Origin of the sequence: Burkholderia sp. R-40, from assembly GCF_049942845.1 — a bacterium.
GTDB lineage: Bacteria > Pseudomonadota > Gammaproteobacteria > Burkholderiales > Burkholderiaceae > Burkholderia > Burkholderia ambifaria.
In genome coordinates, this window is the sequence record NZ_CP187969.1 from 41,011 (window position 1) to 54,250 (window position 13,240).

At 65.7% G+C, this 13,240-nt stretch carries 13 protein-coding genes; 7 read left to right on the top strand and 6 right to left on the bottom strand.

From position 1 onward, the window contains the following. Position 1: 1 nt before the first annotated feature. The 3 genes from ACP26O_RS28985 to ACP26O_RS28995 form a co-directional block, all read right to left on the bottom strand. Positions 2–706, bottom strand: a complete 705-nt coding sequence (locus ACP26O_RS28985; protein WP_426284650.1) for a CoA transferase subunit A — start codon at positions 704–706, stop codon at positions 2–4. 84 nt (positions 707–790) lie between these two features. Next, positions 791–2,470: a flavin-containing monooxygenase gene (locus tag ACP26O_RS28990; protein WP_175664771.1), complete on the bottom strand. Its 1,680-nt coding sequence runs from the start codon at positions 2,468–2,470 to the stop codon at positions 791–793. Positions 2,471–2,608: 138 nt separating this feature from the next. Next, positions 2,609–3,871, bottom strand: a complete 1,263-nt coding sequence (locus ACP26O_RS28995; protein ID WP_165754564.1) for an MFS transporter — start codon at positions 3,869–3,871, stop codon at positions 2,609–2,611. 376 nt (positions 3,872–4,247) lie between these two features. Here ACP26O_RS28995 and ACP26O_RS29000 point away from each other — a divergent pair, with 376 nt between their 5' ends. Both ACP26O_RS29000 and ACP26O_RS29005 read left to right on the top strand, forming a co-directional pair. Beyond that, positions 4,248–4,613 (top strand): hypothetical protein, encoded by a 366-nt coding sequence (locus ACP26O_RS29000; protein ID WP_175664770.1) that lies wholly within the window; start codon positions 4,248–4,250, stop codon positions 4,611–4,613. 252 nt (positions 4,614–4,865) lie between these two features. Continuing rightward, entirely contained in the window at positions 4,866–6,272 is a 1,407-nt protein-coding gene (locus tag ACP26O_RS29005; RefSeq protein ID WP_175664769.1) for an MBL fold metallo-hydrolase RNA specificity domain-containing protein, read from the top strand. A gap of 61 nt (positions 6,273–6,333) precedes the next feature. Here ACP26O_RS29005 and ACP26O_RS29010 read toward each other — a convergent pair whose 3' ends face one another. Next, positions 6,334–7,254 carry a LysR family transcriptional regulator gene (locus ACP26O_RS29010; protein WP_041490262.1) on the bottom strand — a complete coding sequence of 307 codons (921 nt, stop codon included), beginning with the start codon at positions 7,252–7,254 and terminating at the stop codon, positions 6,334–6,336. Positions 7,255–7,349: 95 nt separating this feature from the next. Between ACP26O_RS29010 and ACP26O_RS29015 the strand changes: the two genes are divergently transcribed. From ACP26O_RS29015 to aroE, 5 genes are read left to right on the top strand one after another with little or no spacing between them, the layout of a single operon-like run. After that, positions 7,350–8,300: a ketopantoate reductase family protein gene (locus ACP26O_RS29015; protein ID WP_175664768.1), complete on the top strand. Its 951-nt coding sequence runs from the start codon at positions 7,350–7,352 to the stop codon at positions 8,298–8,300. Beyond that, complete coding sequence (locus ACP26O_RS29020; protein ID WP_126224814.1) at positions 8,297–8,689, top strand: VOC family protein; 393 nt, start codon at positions 8,297–8,299, stop codon at positions 8,687–8,689. Before ACP26O_RS29015 ends, ACP26O_RS29020 begins: the two co-directional genes overlap by 4 nt. 2 nt (positions 8,690–8,691) lie before the next feature. Then, positions 8,692–9,150, top strand: a complete 459-nt coding sequence (locus ACP26O_RS29025; protein ID WP_126224816.1) for a MaoC family dehydratase — start codon at positions 8,692–8,694, stop codon at positions 9,148–9,150. Continuing rightward, entirely contained in the window at positions 9,150–10,373 is a 1,224-nt protein-coding gene (locus ACP26O_RS29030) for a CaiB/BaiF CoA transferase family protein (RefSeq protein WP_175664767.1), read from the top strand. The genes ACP26O_RS29025 and ACP26O_RS29030 overlap by 1 nt, the downstream gene beginning before the upstream one ends. Beyond that, on the top strand, positions 10,370–11,203 hold the full coding sequence (gene aroE, locus ACP26O_RS29035; RefSeq protein ID WP_175664766.1) for a shikimate dehydrogenase: 834 nt from the start codon (positions 10,370–10,372) through the stop codon (positions 11,201–11,203). The genes ACP26O_RS29030 and aroE overlap by 4 nt, the downstream gene beginning before the upstream one ends. 185 nt (positions 11,204–11,388) lie before the next feature. Here aroE and ACP26O_RS29040 read toward each other — a convergent pair whose 3' ends face one another. After that, positions 11,389–12,276, bottom strand: coding sequence for an ABC transporter permease (locus ACP26O_RS29040; protein ID WP_175664765.1), 888 nt, complete (start codon positions 12,274–12,276; stop codon positions 11,389–11,391). Continuing rightward, positions 12,273–13,232 carry an ABC transporter ATP-binding protein gene (locus ACP26O_RS29045; protein WP_425101042.1) on the bottom strand — a complete coding sequence of 320 codons (960 nt, stop codon included), beginning with the start codon at positions 13,230–13,232 and terminating at the stop codon, positions 12,273–12,275. Before ACP26O_RS29045 ends, ACP26O_RS29040 begins: the two co-directional genes overlap by 4 nt. Positions 13,233–13,240 lie beyond the last annotated feature (8 nt).

Here is a 13,240-nt window from a genome sequence, read left to right on the forward strand (position 1 = left end):
GTCAGTCTCCTTTCGTGCGTACGACGCGTTGTTCGATGCGTTTCTCGGGCGTCGCGTTCAGCACGATGCGCTGCACGAAGATGCCCGGCGTGTGGACCTGGTCCGGATCGAGCGTGCCGTTCTCGACGATCTCCTCGACTTCCACGACGGTGATCTTGCCGGCCATCGCGCACATCGGGTTGAAGTTGCGCGCGGTGCGGCGATAGATCAGGTTGCCGGACTTGTCGGCCTTCCACGCCTTCACGAGCGCGACGTCGGCCGTCAGCGACGGCTCGAGCACGTAGTGGCGATCGCCGAACTGGCGCGTTTCCTTGCCTTCCGCGATCACGGTGCCGTAGCCGGTATTCGTGAAGAAGGCGGGAATGCCGGCGCCGCCCGCGCGCAGCTTCTCGGCGAGCGTGCCCTGCGGCGTGAATTCGAGCTCGAGCTCGCCGGCCAGGTACTGGCGCTCGAACTCCTTGTTCTCGCCGACGTACGACGAGATCATCTTCTTGATCTGGCGCGTTTCCAGCAGCAGGCCGAGACCGAAGCCGTCGACGCCCGCGTTGTTGCTGATGCAGGTGATGCCCTTGACGGCCGAATCCCGCAGTGCCGCGATCAGCGCCTCGGGAATCCCGCACAGGCCGAAGCCGCCGATCGCGAAGGTCTGGCCGTCGCGCACGATGTCCCGGAGCGCTGAAGCGGCGCTCGAATAAAGTTTGCTCATACGTAATCCTTATTGAGATTCGCGCCCGTCAGGCGCGAATCTCCGGTGGGGAGAAAACCGATTCAGAGGGAGGATGTCGCGCGGTCAGACTTCGGCCACACTTTCGGGAAGGGTATGATCTGCGGTTGCTCGGTTGAACAGGAAGCCTTCGTAATCGCGTTCGATGATGCCGTCGCATACGGCGATATAGGAATCGAATCCCTCGAGATCGAGCAGGACGGCACGCGGCTTGCCCGGCACGTTTGCGCCGACGTACCAGGAGTTGCTCTGATGGATCAGCGTCTTCTCGGCGATCGCCTGGATGCGTGCCGTCCACGCTTCCTGCGCCGCGCGAGTCGGCTCGACGGTAGCCGCATCGTCGTGCCCGGCGCGCTCGATCAGCTTCATCACGAGGTCGACCTGGTGCTCGTCGCACGGCACTGCGCTGCTCAGCGAGGCGGTGCTGCCGGGGCCCGCGATGTTGAAGAGGTTGGGGAACGCCGCACTCATGAGCCCCAGATACGTGTGCGGACCGCTCTTCCACGCGCTGCGCAGCGATTCGCCGTGACGCCCGCGAATGTCCACGTTCAGCAGCGCGCCCGTCACCGCATCGAAGCCGGTTGCGAACACGATCATGTCGAGCTCGATCTCGCGGCCGCCCGCGACGATGCCGTTGCGGGTGATCGACTCGATCGGCGTTTCCTTCAGGTCGATCAGCGACACGTTGTCGCGATTGAAGGTTTCGAAATAGCCGCTGTCGGCGCACAGGCGCTTCGTCAGGATCGGATGGCCGCTCGGCGTGAGCTTGTCGGCCAGCACGGGATCGTCGATCTTCTCCCGGATCTTCGCGCGAACGAACGCCGTGAGCGTGTCGTTCGCCTCCTTGTTCGTCAGCAGATCGTTATACGACGTGTAGAAGCACAGCCCGCCCGCGGCCCAGCGCGCTTCGTATTCGCGCAGTCGTTCTTCCGGCGTGACGGACAGCGCGGAAATCCGCAGCGGTTGACGTGGTTCGCCGCCGACACAGACGAAGCCGCCAGGCGATTGCCATTCCATGCGGCGCAGTTCCGCGTAGTTCGCCTTCATTTGCTGCTCGTATTCCGCGTCCATTGGGCGGTTGCGCAGCGGGATGCTGTAGTTTGGCGTGCGCTGGAACACGGTGACGTGAGCGGCCGATTGCGCGGCCACCGGAATGAACTGAATCGCCGACGAACCCGTGCCGATCACGCCGATGCGCTTGCCCGCGAGGTCGACCGTGCCGGCCGGCCAGCGCGACGTGAAGTGGGTTTCGCCGGCGAAGCTGCCGTATCCGGGGACGTCCGGAACCTTCGGCGCGGACAGGCAGCCGGTCGCCATCACGCAGTAGCGGGCGTGCAGTCGTTCGCCGGAATGAGTGACGAGCGTCCAACGGGCGCGCGATTCGTCGAACGTCGCGGCATCGATCCGCGTGCCGAGCCGGATGTGTTCATAGAGCCCGAAGCGATGCGCGACGTGATCGAAATAGCGCAGCAGTTCGGGCTGCGATGCATAGCGTTCCGTCCAGCGCCATTCCTGTTCGAGTTCGCTCGAGAACGAGTACGAATACTCGAAGCTCTCGATGTCGACGCGTGCGCCGGGATAGCGATTCCAGAACCAGGTACCGCCGATGCCGTCGGCCGCGTCGACGAGCCGTACGGACAGGCCGGCTTCCTTCGCCCGATGCAGCATGTACAGGCCGGCTACGCCGGCGCCGACGATGACCATATCGAATGCGGCGTCCTCGTCACTTGATGCGATATTCACCATGTCAGTCCTTCAATATGAAGTGTTGCTGGATTGATCGGGTACTTCCGTTTCGATACAGGGAGAGCATGCGCCGGCCTGGAACCCGGTTGGCGCCCGGGCGGCATCGCCGCAGCGATGCGCGCACCGGGAAAACACACATCAGTCGTAGGCGCGCGAGCCGACGGACACGATCGGCACGGACCACTTTCGGCCATACGCCAGCATCATCACGAAGCTGAGGACGAAACTCAGGCCGCCGACCATCAGCAGGCCAAGCTCGCCGAGCACGGGCAACAGGTTGGTGAGGAAGCCCGTCACGACCCAGGCGATCGCCATCACGGAGCCGGCGACGCCGAGCGCCCAGCCCTGCCGGTCCTCGCTCACCGCGTCCGAATACGCGGTGTACATGGTGGTGTATGCAACCATGTCGAAGCAGCCGACCACCATGCCGAGCACCCAGAGCGTGTTCTCGTGCGGAAACAGCGCCGACAGTACTTGCCCGATGCCCGCGATCAGCAGGCCCGTCTTCGCGATGTCGACCACGCTCCAGATTTTCAGCATCAGCCGCACGATCACCATCAGCCCGAACACGAAAGATATGCCGATCAGGCCGCTGAACAGGCCGAGCTGCGAGCTGGTGTAATGAAATTTCGTCTGCAGCACCAGCATGATCGTCTGCAGATACAGCCCGTAGCCGACCTGCATCAGGAAGAACACGATCGACAGGAACGCGACGCGGCGGTGCGTGCCGGCCTGGTAGATGATCCGCAGCGGCATCAGCAGGTCCACGCGCGTGTTGCCGGTCGGCGCGACCGCGTTGCGATATGACCAGAACGTCCAGAGCCCGCAGACGACCGACAGCGCGGCGACCAGCAGGAACGGCGTGCCGTAGTTGAAGAACGGCGCGATCGTGCGGTCGGACGTGACGCCGCCGAGCACGGGGCCGACGATGACGCCCGCGCTGAACGCGATCGACATGATGCTCATGTTGTACGCCTTGGTTTCCGGCGTGCTCATGTCCGTGATCGCGGCCTGCGCGATCCCCTGGCAACCGGCCATCAGCCCGCTCAGGCCGCGTCCGATCAGCAGCAGCGCGATACTCGGCAGCAGCGCGCCGACGGCCATCAGAAAGTAGCTGAGCGCCAGGCCGAACACGCACAGCAGCAGGATTTTCCGTCGGCCGTAGCCGTCGGACAGCTCACCCATCAGCGAAGAGCCGAAGAACATGCAGAACGGATAGACGCCGTACCCGAGCCCGAGGTAGAAATTGCGGAGGTGCGGACTCGTGTCGGCCCCGATGATGCCCGATTGGGGGTCGGAGAAGATCGCCGCCATGATCGGGTACACGAGCCCGAATCCCATCGCGTCGATCGCAATGGCAAGCAGGCATGGACCCAGCAGTTTGATGTTGAGTTTGGACATGAATGGCCTCGGTAGTAACGTGACGGCTACAGTAGTCGAAGGCCGGTTTTGCGAGTAGAGACGTATCTGCAATAGAAATTATCGTAGTTACCGATAACCCAGGATTTCCTTTCAGAACTGTAGGGAAAGGCTGATGGCAGTGAGTTCGCGCTCTGCCCGGTCATTGGTTTAAAACGTTCATCGCGGATTTCCGGGGGAGCGCCGGGGAGGAGCGTCGGCGTTCAGTCAGAAGCGGTCAATCGATTGATCGCATCGAAAGCCGACTTTCAGGCGCCGGAATACGACACGACGCTGTCATGCAGACGGCATGCGGTACTTCGACCGCATTCGCATGTGGCACAATCGACGCCGCTCTGTCGAAACAGAAAAACGGGCAATGACAAAACTGATTCGATTCCGGGTTCGGCCCGTCTACCACGGTAGCGATCTTCTGGTCGAGATACTCGAAGACCATCGCACTGTCGACTTTCCAAACGTCGCTGCGATCCTGCAAGATGCTCTGCATTCTGTCCAAGTACCGCATCCAGACGGCCTTGATGATCCAGGAATCGCCTTATCTCAGGACCACTATTTCAGCTATTGGAAATATGCTCGCGGCTACTATGAAATAGACGACGATATCTGGGGACTCTTCGTGACCGCCTCAATCGACAACGCGTCCATAGTCGCGGACATCGAACGGGCACTCCTGTTGACGGGGAAGTTCGTCAAAGAGGAAGTCGATTTCGGCAAGTTCAAGTGAGTCAACGGGATCCGGGGACGCTCACGCAACAACGGCGAACACCAGCACCGCACCTGATGCAGCGAGCGCGCGATGGGCGCCGAGATGAATCGCATCTGCCCTACCCGTCGTGCCAGCCCAAGCCGCCCGGCTAGCCCAACGAGCGCCACAGCGCCAGCGGCAAATCCCCCCTCTTCCTGATTTCGGTCAACCGTCTCTCGCACGTTCGGGCTGTAATCGAATTACCGTCCCCTCGCTCCGCTGAGGCGCTCCATGAAACTGACTTTTCTCGGCGCGACCGAAACCGTGACCGGCTCGAAGTACCTGGTCGAGCACGGCAGCCGGCGCGTGCTGGTCGACTGCGGCCTGTTCCAGGGTACGAAGAACCTGCGGCTGCGCAACTGGCAGCCGCTGCCGCTCGCGCCCGACACGCTGGACGCGGTCGTGCTCACCCACGCGCATCTCGATCACTCCGGCTATCTTCCGGTGCTGGTGCGCGAAGGCTATCGCGGGCCCGTGTACTGCACGGCGGCCACGGCCGAGCTCTGCGACATCATGCTGCGCGACAGCGCGCGGCTGCAGGAAGAGGAAGCCGACTTCGCGAACCGGCACGATTATTCGAAGCATCGGCCGGCGCAGCCGCTTTACACGCTGGACGACGCGCAGCGCGCGCTGCGCCTGCTGAAGCCCGTTGCGTACGACGAATGCACGGCGCTGGGCGGCGGCGGCCTGTCGTTCCGCCTGCTGCCGGCCGGGCACATCCTGGGCGCGGCGAGTGTCGTGATGCACTGGGATCACAAGGTGCTGGCTTTCTCCGGCGACCTGGGCCGGTATCACGACCCGATCATGCAGCCGCCGCGGCCGCCCGCCCATGCGGACTACGTCGTCGTCGAATCGACGTACGGCGACCGGCTGCACCCGGCGTCGGATCCCGAGAACGAGCTGGCCGCCATGTTCGACAAGACCTTCGCGCGCGGCGGGGTCGTCGTGATCCCCTGCTTCACCGTCGGCCGCACGCAGGAAATCCTGTACTACATCGCGCGGCTGAAGGCGTCCGGCCGCATGGCGCACGTCCCGGTCTTCCTGGATAGCCCGATGGCGACGAACGCGACCGAGATCTATCGCCACCATATCCTCGAACACCGTCTGACCGTCTCCGAAGCGAACACGCTCGGCCACGCGGCGACGATGGTCCGCTCGGTCGACCAGTCGAAGGCGATCGCCGAACACCATGGCCCGATGGTCATCATCGCCGGCAGCGGGATGGCGACCGGCGGACGCGTGCTGCATCACCTGAGCCGCTATGCACCCGATGCGCGCAATACGATCGCGCTGGTCGGCTATCAGGCCACCGGCACGCGCGGCGCGGCGCTGGCCGCGCACGAGCCAACGCTGAAGATTCACGGCGAGTACGTCCGTCTGCGTGCGCAGGTCGAGTCGATCACGGCGCTCTCGGCCCATGCCGACTACGAAGAGATCCTCACGTGGCTCGGCACGATGCAGTGCGCCCCCGTCCGGACCTTCATCACGCATGGCGAACCGGCTGCCGCGGACGCGTTGCGGCGGCGTATTGCGGAGCGCCTGCAGTGGCCGTGCGAGGTGCCGGCTTACGAGCAATGCGTCGATCTGGACGAAGTCGCATCGGGCGGCGCGCATGGATCCGCGGTGCTTTCGTCATAACTGACGGCAATGCGGCGCATTGCAGGATGCGCATGACGGGAAGTAGATGCTCGCGCCCCCCTCACCGCGCATTCGCGAACAACTGAACCACGACGCCGCGCAGCCAGCGATTGCCTGCTTCATGGTGATATCGCGAGTGCCAGTGCTGTCGAACCGCGAACCCCTCGACCTCGATCGGACACGCATGCACCGTCAGGTCATTGGCCTGAGCCAGCGTCTCGCCGATATGGCGCGGCAGCGTCGTGATCAGGTCCGTGCTCTGGATGATTGCGCCCAAACCGAGAAACCCCGGCAGCCCCAGCACGACCTGACGCTCGATGCGCTCCCGCATCAGCGCCTGATCGAGAAGCTGCGCGCCCGTTCCGGCCGTAATGGCCACATGGCCCTCCGACCGGTACTGTTTGACGCCGAGGCGCCCGCGAATCCTCGGATGATGGCGATTGGCCAGGCATACCCAGTCCTGGTCGTACAGTTTCTGCTGGTAGATGCCTCCGCCGAGCCACGGCACATAGCCGATCGCGAGATCGGCTTCGCCCGACTCGAGCGCCCGTTCCGTGTTGCCGTCGATCCTCGCCGCCTCCAGCCGCACGCCCGGCGCCTGCGCGCGAACGTGTGCGAGAAGCCGCGGCAGCAGCGTGATATGGCTCGCATCGGTCATGCAGATACGAAACCGGCGCTGGGCAGTCGCCGGGTCGAACGCGATCTCCCAGGCCGCGAAGCGCCGCAACGATTCGAGGATTTCCCGGCACGGGCCGATGAGCGCGTCGGCCTGCGGCGTCGGCGCCATGCCGCCGGGCGTTCGAATGAACAGCGGATCGTGAAGGTGTTCGCGCAAGCGCCCGAGCCAGATGCTGACGGTCGGCTGGCTTTGTCCGAGTTGCTCGGCCACGCGGGTGACGCTGCGCGCGTCGTACAGCAGATCGAAAAGCTGCAACAGCTTCAGGTCGGGAAGATCGGTCGGAATCATCGCATTATTGTCCATCGCAATAACGTCATTGTAGTCATTGCATTGTCAGCATGACGGGCAACTTCTATCGTGCAGCGATACGTCAACCCTGCATGACATCGGAGAAACCCATGAAGATTGCAATGCTGGGCGCCGGCGCGCTGGGCTGCGCGATTGGCGCCGCCCTGACCGAAGGCGGCCACGAGACCTGGCTGATCGCCCGCTCGCCGTCGCACGTCGGCGCGATGTGCCGCGACGGCCTTCAGGTCGACGATACGAGCGGATCACGGCGCGTCGGCGTCCGCGCGACGACGCAGGCGGACGACGTCGGCGTGGCGGATCTGGTGATCGTGCTGGTCAAGTCGTTCCACACCGCCGCTGCCATGCGCGGCGCGCAAGGGCTGATCGGGCCCGATACGCTCGTGCTGTCGCTGCAGAACGGCCTCGGGCACGAGGACAGCCTCGCCGACGTCGTCGGCCGCGAGCGCGTGCTTGCGGGCAAGACCTACGTCGGCGGCGTGCGGCGCGGCGACGCGCACATCGAATCGGGCGTGGCCGGCAAGCTCACCTTCATCGGCGAACTCGACGGCCGCATCACGCCGCGCGTCCAGGCGATCGCCGACGCGTTCAACGCCGCGGGCCTCGCGACGACCGTCAGCGACAACATCGTCGGCACGATGTGGGACAAGCTGCTGGTCAACGTCGCCACGGGCGCGCTCACCGGCATCACCGGCCTGACCTACGGACAGCTCTACGGCGAGCCGCTGCTGAAGTCCACGTCGCTCGCGGCCGTCGCCGAGGCGATCGGCGTCGCGCAAGCGGCCGGCGTCAGGCTGTCGATGACGGACCCCGAGCAGGCGTGGACGCTCGCCGCGGAGGGCCTGCCAGCCGCGTTCAAGACATCGATGCTGCAAAGCCTGGAGAGAGGGACGATGACCGAAATCGACTTCATCAACGGATCGGTCGTGCGCTGGGGGCAGCGGTACGGCGTGCCCACGCCGGTCAACGCGACGCTGGTCGCATGCATCAAGGGAATCGAGCGCGCGATGACCGATCGCCAAGCGAAGGAGGTGGTCGCATGAGCGCCACGAAAGCTTATCTGGAGCACGTCGCCATCTGGGTGAAGGACATCCATTGGCACATCCGCTTCTTCGAGGACGTGCTCGGCATGACGATGCGCGAAGTGGACGGCACCGTCGATGCGCCGCGGCAGTACTGGACGCTCGGCGGCCTGCAATTCATCCATGCGCCGGGCTGGGACGGCCCCGAGGGCCGGCTCGGTCATCTGGGCGTGATGTGCGAGGACCTGGAAGCCGCGCTGGCCGCGGCGCAAGCGTACGGCGTGACCGACATGCCGCAGGGGCGGAACTGGCTGCGCTTGCCGGACGGCCTGGTCGTCGAGCTCATTCAGGCAACGCCCGCCTCCTGTGTCGCGCAGGCGCTGGCGATCAACCCTCGGACGGAGGCATGACCATGACGATCGTCGAAAAATACTGGGACGATGCCCGCGAGGGCGACTCCTGCACGAGTCCGACCTACACGGTCACCCAGGCGCGCATCCTCGCTTACGCCGATCTCACCGGCGACCACACGCCGGTGCACGTCGACGAGGCGTATGCGAACGCGAGCCACTTCGGCTGCCTCGTCGCGCACGGGCTGTTCGGGCTGTCGATCGCCGACGGCCTCAAGACGCAGAGCGACTACCGTTTCCTGCCGGGCATGTCGCTCGGCTGGACCTGGGACTTCCTGCTGCCGATCAAGGTGAACGACGTGCTGCACGTGACGTTCCGCGTCGGCTCGATGCGGGCGAGCAAGAGCCGCCCGGGCTGGGGCATCGTCGTGCTGCCGTCCGAGCTGATCAACCAGGACGGCCAGGTCGTCCAGCGCGGCGAGCATCGGTTGATGGTGCCGCGCCGGCCGGGAGCGTTCTGATGCAGGCCCGCCCTCTCGAAGGTATTCGCGTCGTCGACTACAGCCATTTCCTGGCCGGCCCCTATGTCGGGCGCTGCCTCGCGGCGCTCGGCGCCGAAGTGATCAAGGTCGAACGCCCCGGCACCGGCGACGCCGGCCGCCAGCACGCGACGGTCCTCGACGACCAGCAAAGCGGCTATTTCCTGCAGCTCAACATGGGCAAGCGCGGCGTCAGCGTGAACATGAAGGACGCGCGCGGCAAGGCATTCATGCAGCGGCTGTGCGACTCCGCGGACGTGTTCATCGAAAACTACCGGCCAGGCGCGCTGGACAAGCTGGGGCTGGGTTATGCGGAGTTGTCGGCCCGCAATCCGGCACTCGTCTATTGCTCGATCTCGGCATACGGACATACCGGCCCCGATGCGCATCGCGCGGGCTTCGGGCTGATCGCCGAAGCCAAGAGCGGCATCATGCAGATGGTCGGCACACCGGGCGAGCGGCCGCCGCTGCTGCGGATATCGCTCGGCGACATGTACACCGGCATTCACGCGGTCGCGGCCATCAACGCCGCGCTGTTGGGGCGCGTGAAGAGCGGCCGCGGACAGCACATCGACATGGCGCTGTACGACACGCTGGTCTCCATGCACGAATACGCGGTCCAGTGCTACACGCTGCAAGGCGTGCTGCCCGAGCAGACCGGGCACGACATGCCGACGTCGACGCTCTACGGCGTGTTTCGCGCGGCGGACGGCGATCTCGTGATCGCCGCGCAGGTCGACGACGCATGGAAGCGCTTCGCCGCCCTGATCGAAGCGCATGGCGGACCGGCCGGCTTCGGCGCCGACACGCGCTTTCACGACAGTGTCGGACGCAACGCGCACCGCGTCGAGATCCTGTCGGTCGTCGAGCCGTGGGTGGCCGCCCAGTCCGTCGCGTCGGTGCTCGACCTGCTCGATCGCATCGACGTGCCGTGCGCGAAGGTACAACGCATCGACGAGGTCCTGGCGGATCCGCAGATCCAGGCGCGCGGCATGGTCGTCGAGCAGGAGCACCCGCGCTACGGCACGCTGCGCCTGCCGAATCTGCCGTTCCGGTTCTCGGATTGCGATACGACGATTCGCGACGTCGCGCCCGATCTCGGCCAGCACAACGCCGACGTCGCCCGTTCGCTCGGGTTCGAGCCCGCTGAAATCGACGCGATGCAGGCCGATGGTGTTCTCTATTCAAAAGCGAGCCAACGATGACTGACCAGTACGCGGTGATCGGCAACCCGATCGGACACACGAAATCTCCGCTGATCCACAGCATCTTCGCGCAAGCAACGCGGCAGGACATGCACTACTCGGCCATCGAAGGGCCGCTCGAGCCGGAAGGCGCGTTCGCCGACGTGGTGCGGGCATTCGCCGCGAGCGGCGGCAAAGGCATCAACATCACCGCCCCGTTCAAGCTCCAGGCGTTCGCGATGTCGGACGAACGCAGCGAGCGCGCCGCGCTCGCCGGCGCGGCCAATGCGCTGAAGTTCGAAGGCGGACGCATCCTGGCCGACAACTTCGACGGGATCGGGCTTGTGCGCGATATCGAAATCAATCTCGGCCTGCCGATGGCCGGCAAACGCGTGCTGATGCTCGGCGCGGGGGGCGCGGCGCGCGGCGCGCTGCTGCCGTTCCTCGCGGCCGGGCCGGCCGAGATGGTGATCGCGAATCGCGACGTCGACAAGGCGCGCGCACTGTCCGCGCAGGTCGCCGGACGCGGGCCGCTGGCGGCGTGCGGCTATGCCGATCTCGTCGCGATGGGACGTTTCGATCTGGTGGTCAACGCCACGTCGGCGAGCCTTGCCGGCGATCTGCCGCCCGTCCCGCCGGGCGTGTTCAGCCCGACCGGAGCTGCGTACGAGCTTGCTTACGGCAAGCGGCTGACGCCCTTTCTCCGGCTCGCACGCAATGCGGGCGTGCGCCGCGTCGCGGACGGCGTCGGCATGCTGGTTGAGCAGGCTGCGGAAGCGTTCGCGTGGTGGCGCGGCGTGCGCCCCGAGACGGCTACCGTGATCGAACGACTCACGGTCCCGCTCGATTGAATGCGGTGCTGAAATGAAATCCGGTTGAAGCGCCGAGCCGACATCGACGATGCGGCTCGTCGGCATTCATGCCGGCGCGGCGGCGCAAGAAATCGACCGCGCCGCAAATGTCCACTTCGGCAGCGCGCACCTTGCGTGCGATCGCCGCCGGATTGCACGTGCCCACGCGTTCCGATTCGATGCGGTCAGTGCTGAATGCCCCAGCGTCGCACCGTCACGCGCTCGAGCGTATCGAACACGAGGTGCTCGACCAGCAGCCCGATCACGATGACGGCCGCGAGGCCCGCGAACACGCGGTCGGTGTACAGCTCGTTGCGGTTCTGGAAGATGTACCAGCCGAGCCCGCCCTGCCCGGCGCTCGCGCCGAACACCAGTTCCGCCGCGATCAGCGTGCGCCACGCGAATGCCCAGCCCACCCGCAGCCCCGACAGGATCGACGGCAGCGCGGCAGGCACCAGGATCAGCGCGATCTGCCGCGCGCCGGTGAGGCCGTAGTTGCGCCCGGCCATCTTCAGCGTCGCCGGCACACCGGCAAAACCCGTGTACATGCTGAGCGCGAGCGGCCACAGCACCGCGTGCACGAGCACGAACAGCAGGCTGCCGGTGCCGAGCCCGAACCACAGCAGCGCGATTGGCAGCAACGCGATCGACGGCAGCGGATTGAACATCGCCGTGAGCATCGTCAGCACGTCACGACCGATGCGCGTCGACACCGCAAGCGACGTCAGCACGAACGCGAACACCACACCGAGCGCATAGCCGCGCAGCAGCACCGACATCGAGATGCCCGTCTTCACGAGCAGTTCGCCCGACGCGATGCCTTGCACGAACGCGGCCAGCGTCGCGCCGACGGTCGGCACGAGCAGATCGTTCGCGACGATGCGCGCGATGATTTCCCACGCGGCGATCAGCACGAACGCGACGACGACGCGCCGAAACGCGCTCGCCCCGACGATGCGGCGCACCAGCGGCGCGGGTGCCGCACGTTCGGCGTCGGGCGGCGTGTCGAGCGTGCGCACGTATTCGGCGCGAACGGGCGGCAGCGGCGGCAGAGCCGGATCGATCGTGCTCATGATGCCGTGGCCTCCGTGGTCTCCGTAGTCTCGGTAGTCGATGCGGGATGCGTTCCGCTCGCCACGTCGGTGTCGAACAGCAGATGATGAATCCGCGCGACGCTGTCGCGGAAATCGCCGCTGCCGACGCTGTCGAGCGAATAGTCGTGGCTGTTGAGCTCCGCGCGCACGCGGCCCGGATGCGGCGACAGCAGCAGGATCCGGTTGCCGACGACGAGCGCCTCCTCGATCGAATGCGTGACGAACAGCAGCGTGAAGCGGAATTCGTCCCACAGGCGCAGCAGCTCTTCCTGCATCTTGCGACGCGTGAGCGCGTCGAGCGCGGCGAACGGTTCGTCCATCAGCAGCACGCGCGGCTGCATCGCCAGCGCACGCGCGATCGCGACGCGCTGCTTCATCCCGCCGGACAGCGTATGCGGATACGCATCGGCGAACGCGCCGAGCCCGACCTTGTCGAGATAGTGCAGCGCACGCTCGCGTGCTTCGGCGCGCGACAGCTTCGCGGCCGCGCGCAACGGAAACGCGACGTTCTCGACGACCGTCTTCCACGGCGGCAACTGATCGAACTCCTGGAACACGACGATGCGGTCGGGGCCCGGCCCGTGCACTGGCTGGCCATCGAGCGCGATCGAACCCGACACGGGCTCGATGAAGCCGGCGATCGCCTTCAGCAACGTGGACTTGCCGCAGCCCGACGGGCCCAGCAACACGAAACGGTCGCTGCCGTACACGTCGAAGCTGACCTGATGGGTCGCGCGGACGATCCGCGCACCGCTCCGGTATTCGAGGCTCACGCGATCGATTGCCAGCAGGCGCTCGCTGTACGCGCCGGCCGGCGCGGCCTGCGGTGCGGGCCGGCTCGCGGCGCGTGCGTCGGTGGCGGGATGGGCGGCCGGCGCAGCCGCGCCGCGCGCCGCATACGGCGGCAAGCCGATTCGGGGGGAAGTGGCGTTCACGATCGAAA

What these genes read in the sequence shown, in the direction of transcription:
- ACP26O_RS28985 (WP_426284650.1), bottom strand. Translation starts at nt 706, where the DNA reads ATGAGCAAACTTTATTCGAGCGCCGCTTCAGCGCTCCGGGACATCGTG.
- ACP26O_RS28990 (WP_175664771.1), bottom strand. Translation starts at nt 2,470, where the DNA reads ATGGTGAATATCGCATCAAGTGACGAGGACGCCGCATTCGATATGGTC.
- ACP26O_RS28995 (WP_165754564.1), bottom strand. Translation starts at nt 3,871, where the DNA reads ATGTCCAAACTCAACATCAAACTGCTGGGTCCATGCCTGCTTGCCATT.
- ACP26O_RS29000 (WP_175664770.1), top strand. Translation starts at nt 4,248, where the DNA reads ATGACAAAACTGATTCGATTCCGGGTTCGGCCCGTCTACCACGGTAGC.
- ACP26O_RS29005 (WP_175664769.1), top strand. Translation starts at nt 4,866, where the DNA reads ATGAAACTGACTTTTCTCGGCGCGACCGAAACCGTGACCGGCTCGAAG.
- ACP26O_RS29010 (WP_041490262.1), bottom strand. Translation starts at nt 7,254, where the DNA reads ATGGACAATAATGCGATGATTCCGACCGATCTTCCCGACCTGAAGCTG.
- ACP26O_RS29015 (WP_175664768.1), top strand. Translation starts at nt 7,350, where the DNA reads ATGAAGATTGCAATGCTGGGCGCCGGCGCGCTGGGCTGCGCGATTGGC.
- ACP26O_RS29020 (WP_126224814.1), top strand. Translation starts at nt 8,297, where the DNA reads ATGAGCGCCACGAAAGCTTATCTGGAGCACGTCGCCATCTGGGTGAAG.
- ACP26O_RS29025 (WP_126224816.1), top strand. Translation starts at nt 8,692, where the DNA reads ATGACGATCGTCGAAAAATACTGGGACGATGCCCGCGAGGGCGACTCC.
- ACP26O_RS29030 (WP_175664767.1), top strand. Translation starts at nt 9,150, where the DNA reads ATGCAGGCCCGCCCTCTCGAAGGTATTCGCGTCGTCGACTACAGCCAT.
- aroE (WP_175664766.1), top strand. Translation starts at nt 10,370, where the DNA reads ATGACTGACCAGTACGCGGTGATCGGCAACCCGATCGGACACACGAAA.
- ACP26O_RS29040 (WP_175664765.1), bottom strand. Translation starts at nt 12,276, where the DNA reads ATGAGCACGATCGATCCGGCTCTGCCGCCGCTGCCGCCCGTTCGCGCC.